Source organism: Desulfatiglans parachlorophenolica, assembly GCF_055394735.1.
On record NZ_AP042460.1, the window covers coordinates 2201650 to 2218017 of the forward strand.

16 protein-coding genes are annotated in these 16368 nt (G+C 60.0%); 3 read left to right on the top strand and 13 right to left on the bottom strand.

Going from position 1 to position 16368, the window contains the following annotated elements:
* The first annotated feature begins 55 nt into the window (after positions 1–55).
* The gene (locus ACZ500_RS10255; protein ID WP_464232397.1) at positions 56–1201 is read left to right on the top strand and encodes a pyridoxal phosphate-dependent aminotransferase; all 1146 of its coding nucleotides are present in this window, start codon (positions 56–58) and stop codon (positions 1199–1201) included.
* Between the two features lies 1 nt (position 1202).
* On the top strand, positions 1203–1823 hold the full coding sequence (gene yihA, locus ACZ500_RS10260) for a ribosome biogenesis GTP-binding protein YihA/YsxC (protein WP_464232398.1): 621 nt from the start codon (positions 1203–1205) through the stop codon (positions 1821–1823).
* On the opposite strand, the gene ACZ500_RS10265 is transcribed toward yihA, so the two are convergent.
* The 13 genes from ACZ500_RS10265 to lysS all read right to left on the bottom strand — a co-directional run bounded on the left by ACZ500_RS10265 (position 1787) and on the right by lysS (position 16061).
* A complete protein-coding gene (locus ACZ500_RS10265; RefSeq protein WP_464232399.1) occupies positions 1787–3163 on the bottom strand; it encodes a sigma-54-dependent transcriptional regulator in 1377 nt (458 codons plus the stop codon). The genes yihA and ACZ500_RS10265 overlap by 37 nt on opposite strands.
* A 3-nt stretch (positions 3164–3166) precedes the next feature.
* Complete coding sequence (gene lpxB, locus ACZ500_RS10270; RefSeq protein WP_464233030.1) at positions 3167–4303, bottom strand: lipid-A-disaccharide synthase; 1137 nt, start codon at positions 4301–4303, stop codon at positions 3167–3169.
* Between the two features lie 22 nt (positions 4304–4325).
* A complete protein-coding gene (locus ACZ500_RS10275) occupies positions 4326–5378 on the bottom strand; it encodes a Gfo/Idh/MocA family oxidoreductase (RefSeq protein ID WP_464232400.1) in 1053 nt (350 codons plus the stop codon).
* Between the two features lie 15 nt (positions 5379–5393).
* On the bottom strand, positions 5394–6233 hold the full coding sequence (locus ACZ500_RS10280; RefSeq protein WP_464232401.1) for an LpxI family protein: 840 nt from the start codon (positions 6231–6233) through the stop codon (positions 5394–5396).
* A gap of 102 nt (positions 6234–6335) precedes the next feature.
* On the bottom strand, positions 6336–7109 hold the full coding sequence (gene lpxA / locus ACZ500_RS10285; RefSeq protein ID WP_464232402.1) for an acyl-ACP--UDP-N-acetylglucosamine O-acyltransferase: 774 nt from the start codon (positions 7107–7109) through the stop codon (positions 6336–6338).
* 217 nt (positions 7110–7326) lie between these two features.
* Complete coding sequence (gene fabZ, locus ACZ500_RS10290; protein ID WP_464232403.1) at positions 7327–7773, bottom strand: 3-hydroxyacyl-ACP dehydratase FabZ; 447 nt, start codon at positions 7771–7773, stop codon at positions 7327–7329.
* Between the two features lie 3 nt (positions 7774–7776).
* Positions 7777–8814 (bottom strand): UDP-3-O-(3-hydroxymyristoyl)glucosamine N-acyltransferase, encoded by a 1038-nt coding sequence (gene lpxD, locus ACZ500_RS10295; protein WP_464232404.1) that lies wholly within the window; start codon positions 8812–8814, stop codon positions 7777–7779.
* 216 nt (positions 8815–9030) lie between these two features.
* The gene (locus ACZ500_RS10300; RefSeq protein WP_464232405.1) at positions 9031–9564 is read right to left on the bottom strand and encodes an OmpH/Skp family outer membrane protein; all 534 of its coding nucleotides are present in this window, start codon (positions 9562–9564) and stop codon (positions 9031–9033) included.
* A gap of 177 nt (positions 9565–9741) precedes the next feature.
* A complete protein-coding gene (locus ACZ500_RS10305; RefSeq protein ID WP_464232406.1) occupies positions 9742–9885 on the bottom strand; it encodes a hypothetical protein in 144 nt (47 codons plus the stop codon).
* 17 nt (positions 9886–9902) lie between these two features.
* On the bottom strand, positions 9903–12638 hold the full coding sequence (gene bamA, locus ACZ500_RS10310; RefSeq protein WP_464232407.1) for an outer membrane protein assembly factor BamA: 2736 nt from the start codon (positions 12636–12638) through the stop codon (positions 9903–9905).
* Positions 12622–13284 carry an ABC transporter ATP-binding protein gene (locus ACZ500_RS10315; protein WP_464232408.1) on the bottom strand — a complete coding sequence of 221 codons (663 nt, stop codon included), beginning with the start codon at positions 13282–13284 and terminating at the stop codon, positions 12622–12624. The genes bamA and ACZ500_RS10315 overlap by 17 nt, the downstream gene beginning before the upstream one ends.
* 32 nt (positions 13285–13316) lie before the next feature.
* On the bottom strand, positions 13317–14543 hold the full coding sequence (locus ACZ500_RS10320; RefSeq protein WP_464232409.1) for a lipoprotein-releasing ABC transporter permease subunit: 1227 nt from the start codon (positions 14541–14543) through the stop codon (positions 13317–13319).
* A gap of 3 nt (positions 14544–14546) precedes the next feature.
* Positions 14547–16061 carry a lysine--tRNA ligase gene (lysS, locus tag ACZ500_RS10325; RefSeq protein WP_464232410.1) on the bottom strand — a complete coding sequence of 505 codons (1515 nt, stop codon included), beginning with the start codon at positions 16059–16061 and terminating at the stop codon, positions 14547–14549.
* A gap of 6 nt (positions 16062–16067) precedes the next feature.
* Between lysS and ACZ500_RS10330 the strand changes: the two genes are divergently transcribed.
* Complete coding sequence (locus tag ACZ500_RS10330) at positions 16068–16313, top strand: hypothetical protein (RefSeq protein WP_464232411.1); 246 nt, start codon at positions 16068–16070, stop codon at positions 16311–16313.
* Positions 16314–16368 lie beyond the last annotated feature (55 nt).

The window sequence follows — 16368 nt, forward strand, 5'->3', positions numbered from 1 at the left end:
CCCCGGCAACATTCCAAACCGAGGCCCCGCCGCCCGGATCCGCCAAGGAGACGACATGGCGCGTATCAGCAAGCGCACCCTCGACATCCCGCCCTTCATCGTCATGGACATCCTGGAAAAGGCCCAGCAGATGGAAAAGGCCGGCCGGGACATCGTCCACCTCGAGATCGGGGAGCCCGACTTCACCACGCCCCAGTGCATCTGCGACGCCGCCGTCAAAGCCATCGCGCGGGGGGAAACGCATTACACCCACAGCCTCGGCCTCCCGGCCCTCCGTGAAGCCATCTGCCGGCACCACCAGCAGACCTACGGCGTTGCGGTGGTGCCAGAACAGATCCTCGTCAGTTCCGGGACCTCCCCGGCCCTTTTCATGATCTTTGCGGCGCTCCTCGAACCCGGCGACGAGATCATCCTGTCCGACCCGCATTACCCCTGCTACCCCAACTTCGCGCGGTTTGTCGGTGCGGAGCCGGTCTTTGTGCGCTGTTTCGAGGAGGACGGGTTTCAGCTGCGCCCGGATGACATCCGGAAGGCGATCACCTCGAGGACACGCGCCGTCGTCATCAACTCCCCCGCCAACCCGACCGGCAATCTCCTCGCCCCGGAACGGATGGAAGAGATCGCCGCCCTCGGCCTACCTGTCGTCTCGGACGAAATCTACCACGGCCTGGTCTACGGCCCCCCGGCGCGTTCGATCCTGGAGTTCACCCGCAACGCCTTCGTGCTGAATGGATTTTCCAAGCGCTACGCCATGACGGGATGGCGCCTCGGCTACATCATCGCGCCACCCGAGTTCATCCGGCCGCTCCAGAAGATCCAGCAAAACCTGTTTATCTCCGCCGGCAGCATCTCGCAGTGGGCAGGGTTGGCGGCGCTCGAAGAGGCCGAAGCGGATGTCCGGAAGATGGTGGAGATCTATGACAAGCGCCGCCGGTATATGATCGAGCGCATCCAAAAAATGGGGTTCCAGCTTCCCGTCGAACCCGCGGGCGCCTTCTACCTCCTGGTCAATGCCCGGCACCTCGGGGAGAAGTCCTACGACCTCGCCTTTGAAATCCTCGAGAAGGCGGGCGTGGGCGTTACACCGGGAATCGATTTTGGGGCCCATGTAGAAGGGTACCTGCGGTTTTCGTACGCCAACCACCTGGACCGCATCGAGGAAGGGCTGGATCGGCTCGAGCGCTTCGTCGGGGCCCGTTGACATGGATGCCGCATTCATCAAGACCGCCTACCGGAAGGAGCACTTTCCCCCGCCCGACCGGCCCGAGATCGCGTTCGCGGGGCGATCCAATGTCGGCAAGTCCTCGCTGATCAATGTCCTCGTCAATCGGCGCGGCCTCGCCCGAACCAGCGCAAGCCCCGGCCGCACCCAAGCCCTCAATTTTTTCCGGCTGGACGATACCTTTTATCTTGTGGATTTGCCCGGCTACGGCTTCGCTAAGGTCCCGCTTTCGGTCAAGCAGTCCTGGCGGCGGATGGTGGAGGAATACCTGCTGAACCGCGCCAATCTGGCGGCTGTGGTGGTCATCCTGGATATCCGGCGCGACCCGACCCCCGGCGACAAAGAACTCCTGCAATGGTTGACGACCTACGGGATTGTTGCGCTGCCGATCCTGACCAAGGCCGACAAGCTCTCCCGGAACCAGGCCCAGGTGCACCTCCGGGGGATCACCGAGGCCCTTTCGGGCCTCCTCCCGATGCCGCCCATCCTGTTTTCGGCCAAGACCCGCCAGGGACGCGACGAGATCTGGAAAGCCATCCGTGCGCTCGCTGCCAACCCGCAGGACTATTCCTCCTTGAACCGCCCGTCATCCAATCCATAGGCCTTGATCTTCCGGTGAAGGTTGCTCCGCTCGACCCCGATTACCTCGGCGGTCTGAGAGATGTTCCAGTTGCATTCCCGCAGTTTGCTCTCGATATAGGCCTTTTCGAATGCGCTTCTGGCCTCCTTCAAGGTCCCTGCCTGCAGAGCCTCCGGCATCTCTTCAGAGGCCCCGGGCGCCTGGCTGTATGGAGAAGGGATATCCTTCGCGTCGATGACCGCCCCCGGTGTCATGATCATCAGACGCTCCACGAGGTTTTTCAGCTCGCGCACGTTGCCCGGCCATTCGTACTGCTGGAGGACCGCCGACGCCTCGGGGCCGATCTCCTTCGGGTCGGTGTTCATCGCGAGGGCGAAATCCTGTATGAATTCTCGCACGAGTTCCGGGATATCCTCGCGCCGCTCCCTGAGCGGCGGGACCCGCATGGGGATAACGTTCAAACGGAAGTACAGGTCCTCTCGAAAACGGCCCTTTTCGATCTCCGCCTCCAGATCCTTGTTGGTCGCGGCAATCACACGGACATCGACGCTGATGGTTTTCGACCCACCCACACGCTCGAACTTCTGCTCCTGCAAAATCCGCAGGGTCTTGGACTGGGCCTTGAGGCTCATGTCCCCAATCTCGTCCAGGAAGAGCGTCCCCTCATGGGCAAGGTCGAATTTGCCCTTCCGCATGGTGGAAGCACCCGTAAAGGCCCCCTTCTCATGCCCGAAGAGTTCGCTCTCGATCAGTTCCTCCGGGATCGCGGCGCAGTTGACCTCGACCATCGGCTTCCGGCTGCGTTTGCTCAACCGGTGGATGGTGTGGGCTACCAGTTCTTTGCCCGTGCCGTTTTCGCCGGAGATGAGTACCCAGGCGTTGGTCGGAGCAACGATCCGGATCTGCTCCTTCAGCTGTGTTATCGCCTTGCTCTGCCCCGTGATCCGATAACGTCCAAGCTGCGTCTCCCGCAGGAGCGAGATTTCCTCCTCCAGCCGATTGTAGTCGAGGGCATTGCTGATGGCGAGCAGCACCTTTTCGAGCGAGAGGGGCTTTTCGATGAAATCGTAGGCGCCGAGCCGGGTGGCCTTGACAGCGGTCTCGATGTTGCCGTGGCCGGACATCATGATCACCTGCAGCGTCGGACAGATCTCCCTGATCTTGACCAGGGTCTCGATCCCGTCGAGGCCGGGCATCCAGATATCCAACAGGACCGCGTCCGGGATGTTCTCTTCGATCCGTTCCAAGGCTTCGGTGCCGCTCATGGCGCGCACGACCTCGAACCCCTCGTCACACAGGATGCCCTCGACGGATTGCAGGATGCTCTCTTCGTCGTCCACCACCAGAATGCTTCTTGCCATCTCTTATCTGCCCCCGGCTCCTTTCTGCAGCATATCGAGGGCGATCCGGGCCACGCGTCCGGAAGCCCCCTCCTCGCCAAGGCGCCCTCTGACCTCTCCCAGATCACGGATCATGGCACGCCTGTAGACCGGATCTTCCAGCAGACGGCCAACCTCCCGGGCAAGGTTCGAAGCTGTGGCCTCATGCTGGATCAGTTCCCGCACAACGGCCCTGCCGGCAACCAGATTGACCAGACTGATAAACGGCACCTCGATCAGGAGGCGCCCTGCCCAGTAACTGACAGCCGAGACCTGATAGGCCACCACCATCGGGACCCCCGCGATGGCGGTTTCGAGGGTCGCCGTTCCCGAGGTGACCATGGCTGCATGACAGCGCCCGAGAACCCGAGGCAGTCCTTCCGGAGAAACCTCGACGGGAACGGGGCTCTCCCCGATGATCTGGCGGACCTTGTCTTCCTCTATGGACGATGCGAGTGGCAAGAGGGCGCGGAGACCCGGAAACCGCTTCCTCAGCATCCCGGCCGCCTGTATCATAAGGGGCAGAAGATTGCGGACCTCCTCTTCGCGGCTTCCCGGGACAATCGCCATTACAGGGGCATCCCCCGCTTCGGACCAGTCGAGCGCCGCCGCGCGCGTGGACAACCGCAAAGGCACACTGTCCATCAACGGGTGGCCGACATAATCGACCGCTACGCCGTGGCGGCGATAGAAGTCCTCTTCGAACGGAAGAATGACCGCCATACGTTCGATGCGCCGCCAGATCTTCCGGATGCGCCCCTTGCGCCATGCCCAGACCTGCGGGCTGATGTAATAGAGGACCGGCACGCCGCACCGTTTGGCGGTGGCCGCCACATGGATGTTGAAGTCCGGGTAGTCGATCAGGATCAACAGAGCGGGGAGTTCACGGCGGAGAAAACGCTTGACGTCCTGCAGGGCCTTGAGGAGAATGCGGCCCCGGTGAAAGACCTCGGTCAGACCGACAACGGCCATCTGCGAGGCATGCACCAGGAGACGCACGCCTGCCCGTTCCATCTGCGCCCCGCCGATGCCCACGAAGGAGACGGCCGGGTCCAGCCGCTGAATCGCCTCGACGAGCCTCGCCCCGTGCAGATCGCCCGACGCTTCCCCGGCGAGGATCATCACCGTCTCTGGACGGCGCTTCTCAACGGATGCGCTTGAAATGGCCACAACCCTCTTTGATCTGATCGATGATGGCGAGCGCCACCTGAAGCGCCCTGCGACCGTCCCGCCCGCTCACGACGGGGGCGGTTCCATCGCGCACCGCCGCAAGGAAGGCTGCGATCTGATCGGCGAGCGGATCACTGCCCGGGAAACTCTTTTTGCGCGTGACGATCTGAGGGAAGCCGTCCGCCCCCCTCTGCCCCCGGCCCAGCTCCGTGCGGCTGATCTCCCGCTTCGCGCAGTTCACGGAGATATAGGCATCCGGCTGAAAGATCCGGATCTTACGCAGCATGTTGTTCGAGACCCGGCTGGCGGTCAAGTTCCCGACCGTTCCGTTCTCGAAGATGATCCGAACGTTGGCGATGTCCGTCTGCGAGGTGATGACGGAAAGCCCGACAGCGTGAACCTCCTGCACCTCCGCCGGCACCACGTGCAGGATGATGTCGAGGTCATGGATCATCAGGTCCAGGACCACATCCACATCCGTCCCGCGCGTCGTGAAGAGGTTCATCCTGTGCGATTCGATGAAGATCGGCCCTTCGAGCATGCCGCTCATCTCCACGACAGCCGGGTTGAACCGCTCGACATGCCCGACCTGCAAGACCAGCCCTCTGTCCTCGGCCAGGCCGATCAGTTCGTCCGCATGCGCCAGATCATAGGTGATCGGCTTTTCGATCAAGGCGTGTACACCCGCCGCCAGGATCCGCCGCCCCACTGCATGATGGTGCTCCGTCGGAACGGCGAGGCTCACCGCATCGACCCGCCCGAGCAGGTCGTCCAGGTCGCCGTAATTCGCGGTCCCATAGCGGCGGGAGATTTCATCCGCGCGGCGCTGATCCGTGTCGGTCACGCCGACCAGCTCCGCCTGGGGCAGGGCCATATACTTCTGCACGTGATACTCGCCCAGATGCCCCACACCGACAACACCCACCCGCAGTCTTTCACGTATCACGATTCGGCGAACCCCCTTCCCGCCTGCTGCCTTCCCGGGCTGATTCGCCGCCCGCAACCGGACGCCGCCGACGGCACACATCCCCGCATGCCCGGCTCAGGTCCGATCGATCTCGCCGGCCTCGAACGAAACGATCTTGATGCCCGCCTCTTCCGCCCTCGCAACCATCGCCTCCCGGTCGAACATCAACGTCTTCCCGGCCTCCACCGCCAGGACCGCCGCCCGGACATCGGCCATCAGTTCGATCGTCTGAAGGCCCACCGTCGGCATATCGAAACGCAGATCCTGGGAAGGCTTGGAAACCTTTACCACCACCGCCTTCTCACCGGCGATCCCGCCCCCGCGGCGGATCGTGGCATCCGTGCCGTCAATGGCCTCGACCGCCAGAACCGCCTTCTCCCGCACGACGACACACTGCCCGATATCGAGCCGCCCGAGCTCCTTGGCAATCCGCCAGCCGCAGCGCACGTCCTCGAGTTCTTCCTTCGAGAGCTTCCGGCGCGTCAGGCAACCGCCGGGTGCCACCAGCCCAGGCAAGAACGCGGTCGACGGTACGATTTCGATCCCGTCCTTCGCAAACTCCCGCGATACGGCCCGCAGGATATCGTCATCATGAAAGATGGCGAGTTTCGACACGAGGGCCAGGCCGCGCAGGTCGGGGCGGATCCCTTCGAACATGCGCCGCTTGGTGATGGTTCCCGCCATCAGGGCCTGCCGCACGCCGCGCTGCTTCAGGGCCTTGATGACCTGCCCCAACTGGCCGAGCTTCACCCAGACGATCTCGTCCGCCTCGGCCTCGAGCGCCGGGTCCGTCTCCCCCAGGTGGGCGACGGCGACCACCCGCATCCCCCTCTCTTTGGCGGACGCAGCGGCCATGATCGGGAAGCGGCCGCCCCCGGCGATGATCCCGATCACGGGAGCAGCCCCCTCCGTCATATGGAACCTCCCCGCGGACGGCTGCCGCAGGGTCCTTCGCCTTGCTCCTCCCAACCCGTCACCGCCCCTTTTTCCTTCACCTCAGAACCCCCACCTGACGCCCTAACGCAGGATGCCCCTCTTCGAGCCCTCGAAGAAGTTCAGTAGCATCTCCAACTCCGGAAAAGAAGGGATTCGCTCCCGGACGGTCTGAATGCCCTCCTCGAACCGGCGCTTCTCCCGCCAGATGATCTGATAGGCCTTCTTGAGCCCGTCGATCACCTCCCGGCTGAAACCCATCCGCGCCAGGCCCTTGCGGTTGATGCCGTAAAGGCGCGCACGCTCGCCGGCCGTGATCATGAACGGCGGTACATCCCGGTCTATGCCCGACTTGCCGCCCAGAAACGCGTAATCCCCGATCCGGACAAACTGGTGCACAGCGACCAACCCACCCAGGATCGCGTGATCCCCAACGGTGATATGCCCTGCCAGGGTGGCGACATTGGACATGATCACATTGTTCCCGAGGATGCAGTCATGGGCGATGTGCGCGTAGGCCATGATATAGTTCTGGTCCCCGAGGATCGTTTCCCAGTACTGCTTGGTGGTCGCCCGGTGGATCGTCACATATTCCCGGATGACATTCTTGTCGCCGATATTGAGCCGCGTGTCCTCACCCCGGTACCCGATATCCTGAGGCGGCGTCCCGATGGAAGAAAAGGGATAGATCCGGTTGTCTTCTCCGATGTAGGTATGCCCCTCGATCACTACGTGCGCACCGATCTCGGTCCCGTCTCCGATGACGACATGCGGCCCGATGGTCGAATAGGGCCCGATCGATACACCGATCCCCAATTCAGCCCCCGGGTCTATAGCTGCGGTAGGATGTATGTCCATGAGAATTCTTTTCTTCCGCCCCTCCTGAAACGATGCTGTTTTGCACTGCGGGGTTTTCGCTCTGCCGTTTACATATTCATCCACCCGATCGATTTCACCGCATCGATATTTTGCACAAAAAATCGCGCAATAACTTCAACAGCCGGATCGGCACGCATGCAACCTTGCAGATCGACGCAGCTATCGGCATATCAACCCTTTTTATGGCTCGAAAACCTCAGCCCACACTGGCCGTCATCTCCGCCTCAGCCGCCAGACTCTCGCCGACGAAGGCCTTGCCCGCCAGCTTCCATACACGCGAGCCAGCACGCAGGGCCTCCACCTCGAAACGCAGTTGATCCCCGGGGACCACCGGACGGCGAAACTTCACCTTGTCGAGGGCCATAAAAAAGACCTGCTCGAAACCCTGGGCCGACCCTCCTCCCGCGGCGGAGCATCCGGCGAGCACACCACCGGTCTGCGCCATACCCTCAATGATCAGCACACCCGGCATAATCGGCTTGCCGGGGAAATGCCCCTGAAAAAACGGCTCGTTGGCCGTCACATTCTTGTACCCGACAATCCGCTTGCCCGGTTCCAGCTCGGTGACCCGATCCACGAGCAGGAACGGATAGCGATGCGGCAAAATCCTGACGATGTCTTCGTAAACGAGCGGCAAATCCATGGGTCATGTCCTTCCTTTTACGGACGGGCCAAGCGCTTCGATCATCTTTTCGAGCTTCTTGACACGCTCATTCAACTGAGGCAGGCGCGCCGTCAAGGCCGCTATCCGCATGAACTGCCGGTGGGGCATCGCCGGCGAACCGGTAACGGCCTCACCCGGCTCGATCGACCGCATGATGCCGCTCTGGGAACCTACCATGGCGCCGTCTCCGATCTCCACATGGTCGGCAATCCCGACCTGCCCGCCCAGAATCACCCCGCGCCCGATTTTCACGCTGCCGGAGATCCCTGTCAGCGCCACCACGAGGCTGCCTTCCCCGATCACCACGTTGTGCGCAATCTGCACCAGATTGTCCGTCTTGACACCCTGCTGGATCCAGGTCCGGCCGAGCGCCGCCCGGTCGATGCAGTTGTTGGCCCCTATTTCGACCCCATCGTCGATCTGAACGATGCCGATCTGGGGGATCTTCAGCGACCGGCCGCCGTCGCGCACGTAGCCGAAGCCGTCGCTCCCGATCACCGTTCCGGCATGCACAATCACATCGTTCCCGACGATGCACTCGTGCAGGACGCTGACATTCGGATGGAGAACGGTCCTCGCCCCGATCCGCGCCCGGGCCCCGACATAGGCACCGGGGAAAAGTGCAGCGTCATCACCGATAAAGGCATCCTCGCCGACAAAAACCAGCGGATGGATGGATGCCCCCGCCCCGATCCGTGCGGATGGATGGATGAAGGCATCGGGGCTGACACCGGAATAGCGCGGCAACGCTCTCTGAAAAAGCGCCGCTACCCTGGCGTAAGCTACCTGGGGGTTCGCAACGATGACCTGAGGCCCCTTGAATCCGGGCACCTCCTCCCGCACCATGATCGCCCCGGCCCGCGTTTCTTGAAGCAAATCGGCGTACCGAGTATCGGCAAAAAAACTGATATCGCCTGGTTCCGCCGCCTCCAGAGACTTTATCCCTTCAATGACGCGCTTCCCGTCGCCGCAGACGCGCCCTCCCACCTGCCGCGCGATCTCATGGATTTCTATCTGCAAATCGCCGCTCCCGTCATGAGGGTTCCTTCCGATAACGCCCCCTTCTCATCCCAAGAAAAGCCGTTCCTCTCATCAACTCCATAGATTCCTGACAGAAACGGCTTTTTTCACCCTGATCGCCGAAGTCTTCAAACCGCCCGGCATGGTCAGGCCGCCGCGGAAGTTCCCCCAAGGCCGATCCAGAGGATCGGCCGAAGAGGTCCCTCCGCGCTGAAGCTATCTCCTCAGTTGGTCATAACCTTTGATCACCGCATCCGTAATATCGACCGCATTGTCGATAAACATGATGCCGCTGCTGCGCCTCTCGAAGATGATCTGATACTTGTCGTTTTCACCAATCCGCGTCACGACCGATTCCAGATCCTGGAGGATATCCTTCTTGGCCTCCGCCTCGGCCTTTCTCATCTCCTCGCTTAAATCATCATACATGTATTTGAATTCACGGCCTTTCCGGTCGAATTCCTTCTGCTTGTCCTCCTTGGCGTCTACGCTCAGCATCATGCTTTGCTTTTCGAGCTCTTCTTTCAGCCGCAGAAGCTCGTCCTGCTTTTCGTCCAGGCGCTTCTGCATTGCATCCTTTTTCCCCTTCAGATCCTGATAGATCTTCTTACCTTCCACAGTCTCCTGAATGCACCGCTGGAGATCGACGACACCGATCTTCCCGGCGCCCGCAGCCGTCGCACCGGTGTGCCACACCAGCACACACAGCAAAACACCCAGCAAACCAAGGCTTCTCTTCAAACCAATCATACACCACCCTCCTTAAGACTTGTGTCCATACGAAAATGATTGTCCACCACGACCAAGTTTCCAACCCGGAAAAACACGTTGCAAGCCGGCACACTCACAATCCGGAATGACGATTCATCCTCGATCAAACGGGTCTGTCATAAACCGGGCCCTCTCTAGTTTCCATCCGGAAATGCTTTATCCAGCACGACCCGGTTTCCAATCCGGAAATGAGGATTTTTTGCCAATATCAAGGAAATCAAACATTTGCGCGGAGGCGACCTGTAGGTCGCCGCACAAGCAAACGTGCAGATTGACGCCGAGATTGGCAAAAAAGACCATTTCCGGATGGAAACTCTCTAGAAAAGCCCGCCGATCGAAAACTCCCACTTGCCGGATTCCTCGTCCATCCGGGGATCGAGATTTTTGCCATACTCCAGGCGAAGCGGCCCCATAGGCGAGTACCACCTGACGCCGACACCCGTCGAGGTCCGGAGGCCGCTCACGTTCACGCTGGGCTCGTAATCCGTCCAGACATTCCCGGCATCGAAAAAGACCAGGCCCACAACGCCCTGCTCCTTGATGAGCGGGAAGCGGTATTCCACGTTGTAGACCATCTCCCTTTCACCCCCGATCCGATCCCAGGTCACCGGGTCCCTAGGCGAGACATCCCCGTATTCGAAACCGCGGATCGTATTGATGCCTCCAAGAAAGAATTTCTGATAGACCGGCAGCTTCCCGTCACTCGGGCGATCCTGGATATATCCCCAGCGGCCCTGCAGGAGCAGCACCGTAGTCCATGGCATCGGGAAATACCATGCAGATCTGGCGGAATACTTCGTGAAGGCTACGTCGCCTCCCAGCGGCGGACCGGCCCACTCCACGGAGAGGCTGTTCACGGATCCCCGGCTGGTATTCCAGGGCTGGTCGCGGGTATCGCGCTTGAGCCCCCCCGTGAGGCTGCTCGTGAGGTTTCTGCCCTCCATATCCTTGATGATCAAGGCCGCATCGGATGCCACATCGGTAATGTTGGAGTCATCGTAAGTGTACTGGAAAAACCCACGCGTATAGCTGTCCAGTTTTACAGGAAAGCCCAGGGAGACGTTTCCGCCCATGCTGTCTTTATCGTACTCGTCCCACTCACGCTCCCAGTTGTACAAATCTACCCCCAGGGAGAGCGGCTTGTCCAGAAACCAGGGCTCTACAAACCGGACGTCGAACTCGGTGGATATACCTCCGAGCCTCACCGAGGCCTGAAGCTTCTGACCGTACCCCATGAAATTTTCCTGCGCGATTTGAAACGCCACGAAGGCGTTGTCGACCGAACTGTAGCCGCCGCCGAAACTGAAAGACCCGGTCGGCTTTTCCTTCACTTTCACATCCAGGACCATTTGATCCTCTTCGGTCCCCTTTTCCGTTTTGACCTCCACATTCTCGAAGTAACCGAGGCGATTCAGATTTTCATTGCTCCGCTTGAGATTCTTGCCGCTGAAGATCTCGCCTTCCACCACCTGGAGTTCCCGCCGGATGACCTTGTCGCGCGTAATGGTGTTGCCTGAGATGTTGATCCGCTCGAACCTCACCTTCGGGCCCTTCGTGATCTTGTATGTGACATCGACGAGGTGCTCCTGATCGTCCTCATTCGTAAGGGGCGTCACCTCCGCATACGCAAAGCCATCATCGTTGTACACGTCCACCAGGTTGAGGATATCCTTGCGAACGACTTCCCGGTTGAAGTAAGGCTCCTTGCCGATGGCAACCCGCTTCAACAGCTCCTCTTCCGGTTGGATCAACTCCCCTTCGACGCCGACCGTGTCGACCTTGTACCGCTCGCCCTCGAAGATATCGATCGTCACCGAAAGGCCCTCCAGTTTGTCGTCATAGGCGATCCTGGGCTGCCCTATCCTCGCCTTGATAAACCCTTCATTGTGGTAAGAGGCCGTCAGCTTGTGCGTGTCGAATTCGAGCTTTTTCTCGTCCAGAACGCCGGAGTCCGTCACCCATGAAAACCAACCCTTTTCGCTGGTTTCCATGAGATCTTTCAAATCATCCTCTTCAAAATGGGTATTTCCGGTGAAGGCGATCTTCTGGATGTAAACCTTCTCCTTTTCATCGACCAAATAGGTCAGCTGCACCTGGTTGTTGGGAAGAGGCTCCAGCCGATAGTCGAGCGTAATGTTGTAATACCCCTTCTTCCGATAGAATTCCGCAAGCCGGTTGATGCTCTGTTTGATCGCCGTCTCGTCCAGAATCGAGAAGGCGCGAATGCCAACCTCCTTTGTCAGCTCTTCGGAATCCACCTTCTTGTTGCCCTCGAAGACGATCTTGCCGATCGACGGCTTCTCGGTCACCTCGAAGACGACGATCCTGCCGCTGGGGCCATCCTCGGTTTGGACTCTGACATCCGTGAAAAACCCCATTTTGTAAATACTGCGCAGATCCTTGTCCAGCTCGGCATAGTCCAGAATGCTTCCCTTGCGCGTCGAAACAACCGCAAGGACCGCCGCACTCTCGACCCGCTGATTGCCCTTCACCAGCAGGGAATCCACCTGAACGGCACCTGTGATCTGGTTGTAGATGCTCTTGACGAGGCCGTCCGTCGTATCCGGCAGGGCATTCACGTTGTCCGCCACCATGTAAATCAGCGCGGGGGACTCGGGCTTGCCCATATCCAGGACCTTTACGTCGATGCTGATGCGCTGTCCAATCTGGGTGATACTACCGGCAACCACGTGCTGGACCGCCAGTTGCAGACCCGTGCGGGCCAGAGCCTCCGCACTCAAGGGTATATCGAAGACCTTCGGGTGCTGGTTGACCATCTCCGTACCGAGCACCTCCAAATCCCGCGCGGCCAACCGTTCGCGGATCATGCTTTGAAGCCCCTCCTGGAGGTGCTGCAGGGATGCGTCGGCGTACACCCTGAAGGGCAGGACCGCCACCTTCCCATCTTCTGCCCTCGCCGACGTTGGAGAGGTCAGCGATAGCAACGCCGCCAAAACGAAAACAAGACGGAGCACACTCACAACACCTGCATTCCCGCTGCAGATCCCAGCCGACTTCAGCATCCAGAAAACCCCTTCAGCAAATCTTCCCATTGACGATCTCCATCCGCCTCGACATCTTCTCCGCCAACCTCTGGTTATGGGTCACGATGACCATGGCCATGTTTTCGTCCTGGTTCAAACGGACCAGGAGGTCGGACACCTCCTCCCCGGTCTGAACATCCAGATTCCCGGTCGGTTCGTCGGCCAGGATCAGCTTCGGCTCCATCAGGAGCGCCCTTGCGATGGCGACCCGCTGCTGCTCCCCGCCGGAAAGCTCTCCCGCCCGGTGGTCCAGCCGCCCGGTCAAACCGACCTTTTCGAGTGCGGCCACCCCCAGCCTGACAGACCTCTCTTTTGGCACCCGCGCGATGAGGGCCGGCATCATGACGTTCTCGAGCGCGTTCAGTTCGGGTAGAAGATGGTGGAACTGAAAGACGAATCCGATCTCCCTGTTCCGGAACCTGCAAAGAGTGGCCTCGTCCATCCCGTACAGGTCCACCCCGTTGAACGTAACCTTTCCGCTGGTGGGCGGATCGAGGCTTCCCATGATGTGAAGCAGGGTGGATTTTCCAACACCCGAGGCCCCCATGACAGCCAGGGACTCGCCTGCCTCGAGCCTTAGATTCAATCCGTTCAGGATGGCGATTCGCTTACCGCGATGCTCGAACGATTTGTAGATATCCGTCAAAACCAGCAAACCGGGGCTCCCGAGGATTGTCTTCCTGCGGCCTATTCGTAGCGAATGGCGTTGATGGGGTTCAGGCGTGAGGCGTGCCAGGATGGGTAGACCGTGGCGAGGAAAGATATGATCACCGCCGCGCCGGCTACGAACAGTACATCCCCCGGCTGGATCAGCACCGGAAGCTTGGCGATATAGTAGACATCGGCGGGCAGATCGATGAACTGATATCGCCCGAGGAGTTCGCACAGCCCGAGCCCGGCGGCCAGGCCCACCACCGTCCCTACCACACCGACCAGCAGTCCCTGCAGCATGAAGATCGCCATGACACTCCGCGCCGAGGCGCCCATCGCCCTCAGGATCGCCACATCCTTGGTCTTCTCCATCACCACCATCACCAGGGTGCTGATGATATTGAGAGCCCCCACCAGAACAATCATCGTCAGGATGATGAACATGGTGAGTTTTTCGAGTTTCAATGCCGCAAAGAGGCTCTTGTTCATCTGCTTCCAGTCTTTCGTCCAGTACGGTGGGCCCACGAAAGATTGGACATCCCGGGCCAGACGGTCGGATCGATCCGGATCCTCGACCCTCAATTCCAGGCCCGTCACCCTGTTCCCGATTCCGAGTAGAGTCTGGGCCTCGGCGAGGGAGACGTAGGCCATGGAGGCATCGTACTCATACATGCCTGAATCGAAGATGGCAACCAGGCGGTATTCGCTGGTGTTGGGCGCACGCCCGAGCGGGGTCAGTTTGCCCTCCGGGGAAAGGACCGAGACCACGTCGCCGACCAGGGCACCCAACTGACGCGCAAGCTCTTTCCCGATGATGATGCCCGGCTGAGCACCGGGGGCCGGGTCCAGTTGATCGAGGGAGCCTCCGCGGAGCATTTCGGGGATCGCGACCACCTTTCCCGCCGTAGCCGTATCGATCCCGCGCAGGATGGCGCCTGAGGCGTTTCCGTGATGGTTCACCATCACCTGACTGTAAATGAACGGGGTCGCAGCGACGACCCCGGGCACCTTCTTCACCCGGTCCCCTACCGACTCGTGGTCGTTGAAGGGGCCGTCATAGCTGAACACCAGAATATGGGAGTTGACGCCCAGGATCTTCCCGAGCAGATCCTCGCGAAAACCGTTCATCACCGACAGAACCACGATAAGCGCCATGACGCCCACCATCACGCCCACCATGGAAATAATCGAGATGACGGAGATGAATCTCTCCTTGCGTTTCGTCCGCAGATAGCGGATCCCGAGGAAAAGCTCAAAAAACATCGCTTACCGATTTCTCATGTGGGGGAAAAGAATCACATCCCGGATGGAAGGCGAGTCGGTCAGAAGCATGATGACGCGGTCGATGCCGATGCCCTCACCGCCCGTGGGCGGCATACCGTATTCGAGCGCGGTCAGATAGTCCTCATCCATGAACTGGGCCTCTTCATCGCCGGCCTCCCGCATGGCCACCTGCTCCTCGAAACGACCCCGCTGGTCCACGGGATCGTTCAACTCAGTGAAAGCATTGGCAATCTCCTTTCCGCCCATGAACAACTCGAAGCGGTCGGTCAGACTCGGGTCCTCGTCGTTGCGGCGTGACAGGGGAGAAACGGCCGTTGGATAACCGGAGACGAACGTCGGCTGGATCAGCTCCGGCTCCACGAGGACATCGAAGAGCTTCGTCAGCAGCTTGGCGTGCCCCTCCTTGTCCTGAGCCGCAATTCCCTGACGCTCCGCGAAGCGGACGGCCTCGGCTGGGTCGCGCAGGACCGCCTCCGGGACCTTGCCGAGTTCTTTCAAGGCATCGAAAAGCGAAAGCCGCCTCCAGGGCGGGGTGAAATCGATCTGCCCGCCCTGATATTCGACCACAAGACGCCCGAAGATCTCCTGGAGCACATGCGTGAACAGCCCTTCGGTAAACGCCATCAGGTCTTCGAAGGTCGCGTGGGCCATATAAAATTCCAGCATGGTGAATTCGGGATTGTGTTTGACCGATATCCCCTCGTTGCGGAAATTGCGGTTGATCTCGAATACCCGATCCATGCCGCCGACGATCAGGCGCTTCAGGTACAATTCCGGGGCAACGCGCAGATAGAAATGCATCCCGAGGGCATTATGATAGGTCTTGAAGGGGCGCGCCGTCGCCCCCCCCGGGATCGGCTGCATCATCGGTGTCTCGACCTCGAGGAACTCACGGGCCAAAAAATAGGAGCGGATCGATTGAATGATCCGGCTGCGAAGGAGAAAAACGTCCTTGACGGGATCGTTTACGATCAGATCCAGATAGCGTTGGCGGTAGCGGGTTTCCACATCCGTCAGGCCATGCCACTTCTCCGGCAGCGGACGAAGGGATTTGCTCAAGAGCTGCAAACGGTCGGCGAGGAGCGTCAACTCACCCGTGCGAGTCCGGAAAAACCGCCCCCACAATCCGATATGGTCCCCCATATCCATCAAGCGGAAGATTTCGAATTCCCGTTCGCTGACCCTGTCCTTCTTGACATAGGCCTGGATGCGGCCGGTGCCGTCCTTGATCTGGATAAACGCAGCCTTGCCGAAGTCCCGCCAGGCTACAATCCGCCCCGCAAGTCTGTGCAGCTCCTCATCGGCCTCCAGGGCGTCCGCGTCCAAGGCCCCGAACCGAGCCGCGGCCTCCCCGATACGCATGGACGGCCGGAACCCGGCAGGGTAGAGATCCACGCCCATGGTTTTCAACTTCTCGGCCTTTTCGAGTCGTTCTTCGATCACCGTTCCACTTTTCGACACCGCTTTTGCCACGCTCACCGCCTCGTTAGTTTCCATCCGGAAATGGCCTTTTGGGCCAATCTCGGCGTCAATCTGCACGTTTGCTTGTGCGGCGACCTACAGGTCGCCTCCGCGCAAACGCTTGATTTCCTTGATATTGGCCAAAAATCCTCATTTCCGGATTGGAAACTGGGTTCTATAGGGAAATCATTTCCGTATGGATACTCGTTAGTTTCCTTCCGGAAATGGCCTTTTGGGCCAATCACAGACCCAGGCGCCTTTTTAAGACAGGTCTGCACTGAAAATTAAACGTTTATTTTTATTGAATTCCATTAGCGGAGTCAAGGGCAAAGACAGTTCAGAC

Excerpts from the sequence above, each read along its gene's own strand:
- bamA (WP_464232407.1), bottom strand. The coding sequence starts at position 12,638 with ATGGGAAGATTTGCTGAAGGGGTTTTCTGGATGCTGAAGTCGGCTGGG.
- lysS (WP_464232410.1), bottom strand. The coding sequence starts at position 16,061 with ATGGAAACTAACGAGGCGGTGAGCGTGGCAAAAGCGGTGTCGAAAAGT.
- ACZ500_RS10280 (WP_464232401.1), bottom strand. The coding sequence starts at position 6,233 with ATGACGGAGGGGGCTGCTCCCGTGATCGGGATCATCGCCGGGGGCGGC.
- fabZ (WP_464232403.1), bottom strand. The coding sequence starts at position 7,773 with ATGGATTTGCCGCTCGTTTACGAAGACATCGTCAGGATTTTGCCGCAT.
- ACZ500_RS10275 (WP_464232400.1), bottom strand. The coding sequence starts at position 5,378 with ATGTGTGCCGTCGGCGGCGTCCGGTTGCGGGCGGCGAATCAGCCCGGG.
- lpxA (WP_464232402.1), bottom strand. The coding sequence starts at position 7,109 with ATGGACATACATCCTACCGCAGCTATAGACCCGGGGGCTGAATTGGGG.
- ACZ500_RS10305 (WP_464232406.1), bottom strand. The coding sequence starts at position 9,885 with ATGGTCTTTTTTGCCAATCTCGGCGTCAATCTGCACGTTTGCTTGTGC.
- ACZ500_RS10265 (WP_464232399.1), bottom strand. The coding sequence starts at position 3,163 with ATGGCAAGAAGCATTCTGGTGGTGGACGACGAAGAGAGCATCCTGCAA.
- lpxB (WP_464233030.1), bottom strand. The coding sequence starts at position 4,303 with ATGATCCTCGCCGGGGAAGCGTCGGGCGATCTGCACGGGGCGAGGCTC.
- ACZ500_RS10255 (WP_464232397.1), top strand. The coding sequence starts at position 56 with ATGGCGCGTATCAGCAAGCGCACCCTCGACATCCCGCCCTTCATCGTC.
- ACZ500_RS10330 (WP_464232411.1), top strand. The coding sequence starts at position 16,068 with ATGGCCTTTTGGGCCAATCTCGGCGTCAATCTGCACGTTTGCTTGTGC.
- yihA (WP_464232398.1), top strand. The coding sequence starts at position 1,203 with ATGGATGCCGCATTCATCAAGACCGCCTACCGGAAGGAGCACTTTCCC.
- ACZ500_RS10300 (WP_464232405.1), bottom strand. The coding sequence starts at position 9,564 with ATGATTGGTTTGAAGAGAAGCCTTGGTTTGCTGGGTGTTTTGCTGTGT.
- ACZ500_RS10320 (WP_464232409.1), bottom strand. The coding sequence starts at position 14,543 with ATGTTTTTTGAGCTTTTCCTCGGGATCCGCTATCTGCGGACGAAACGC.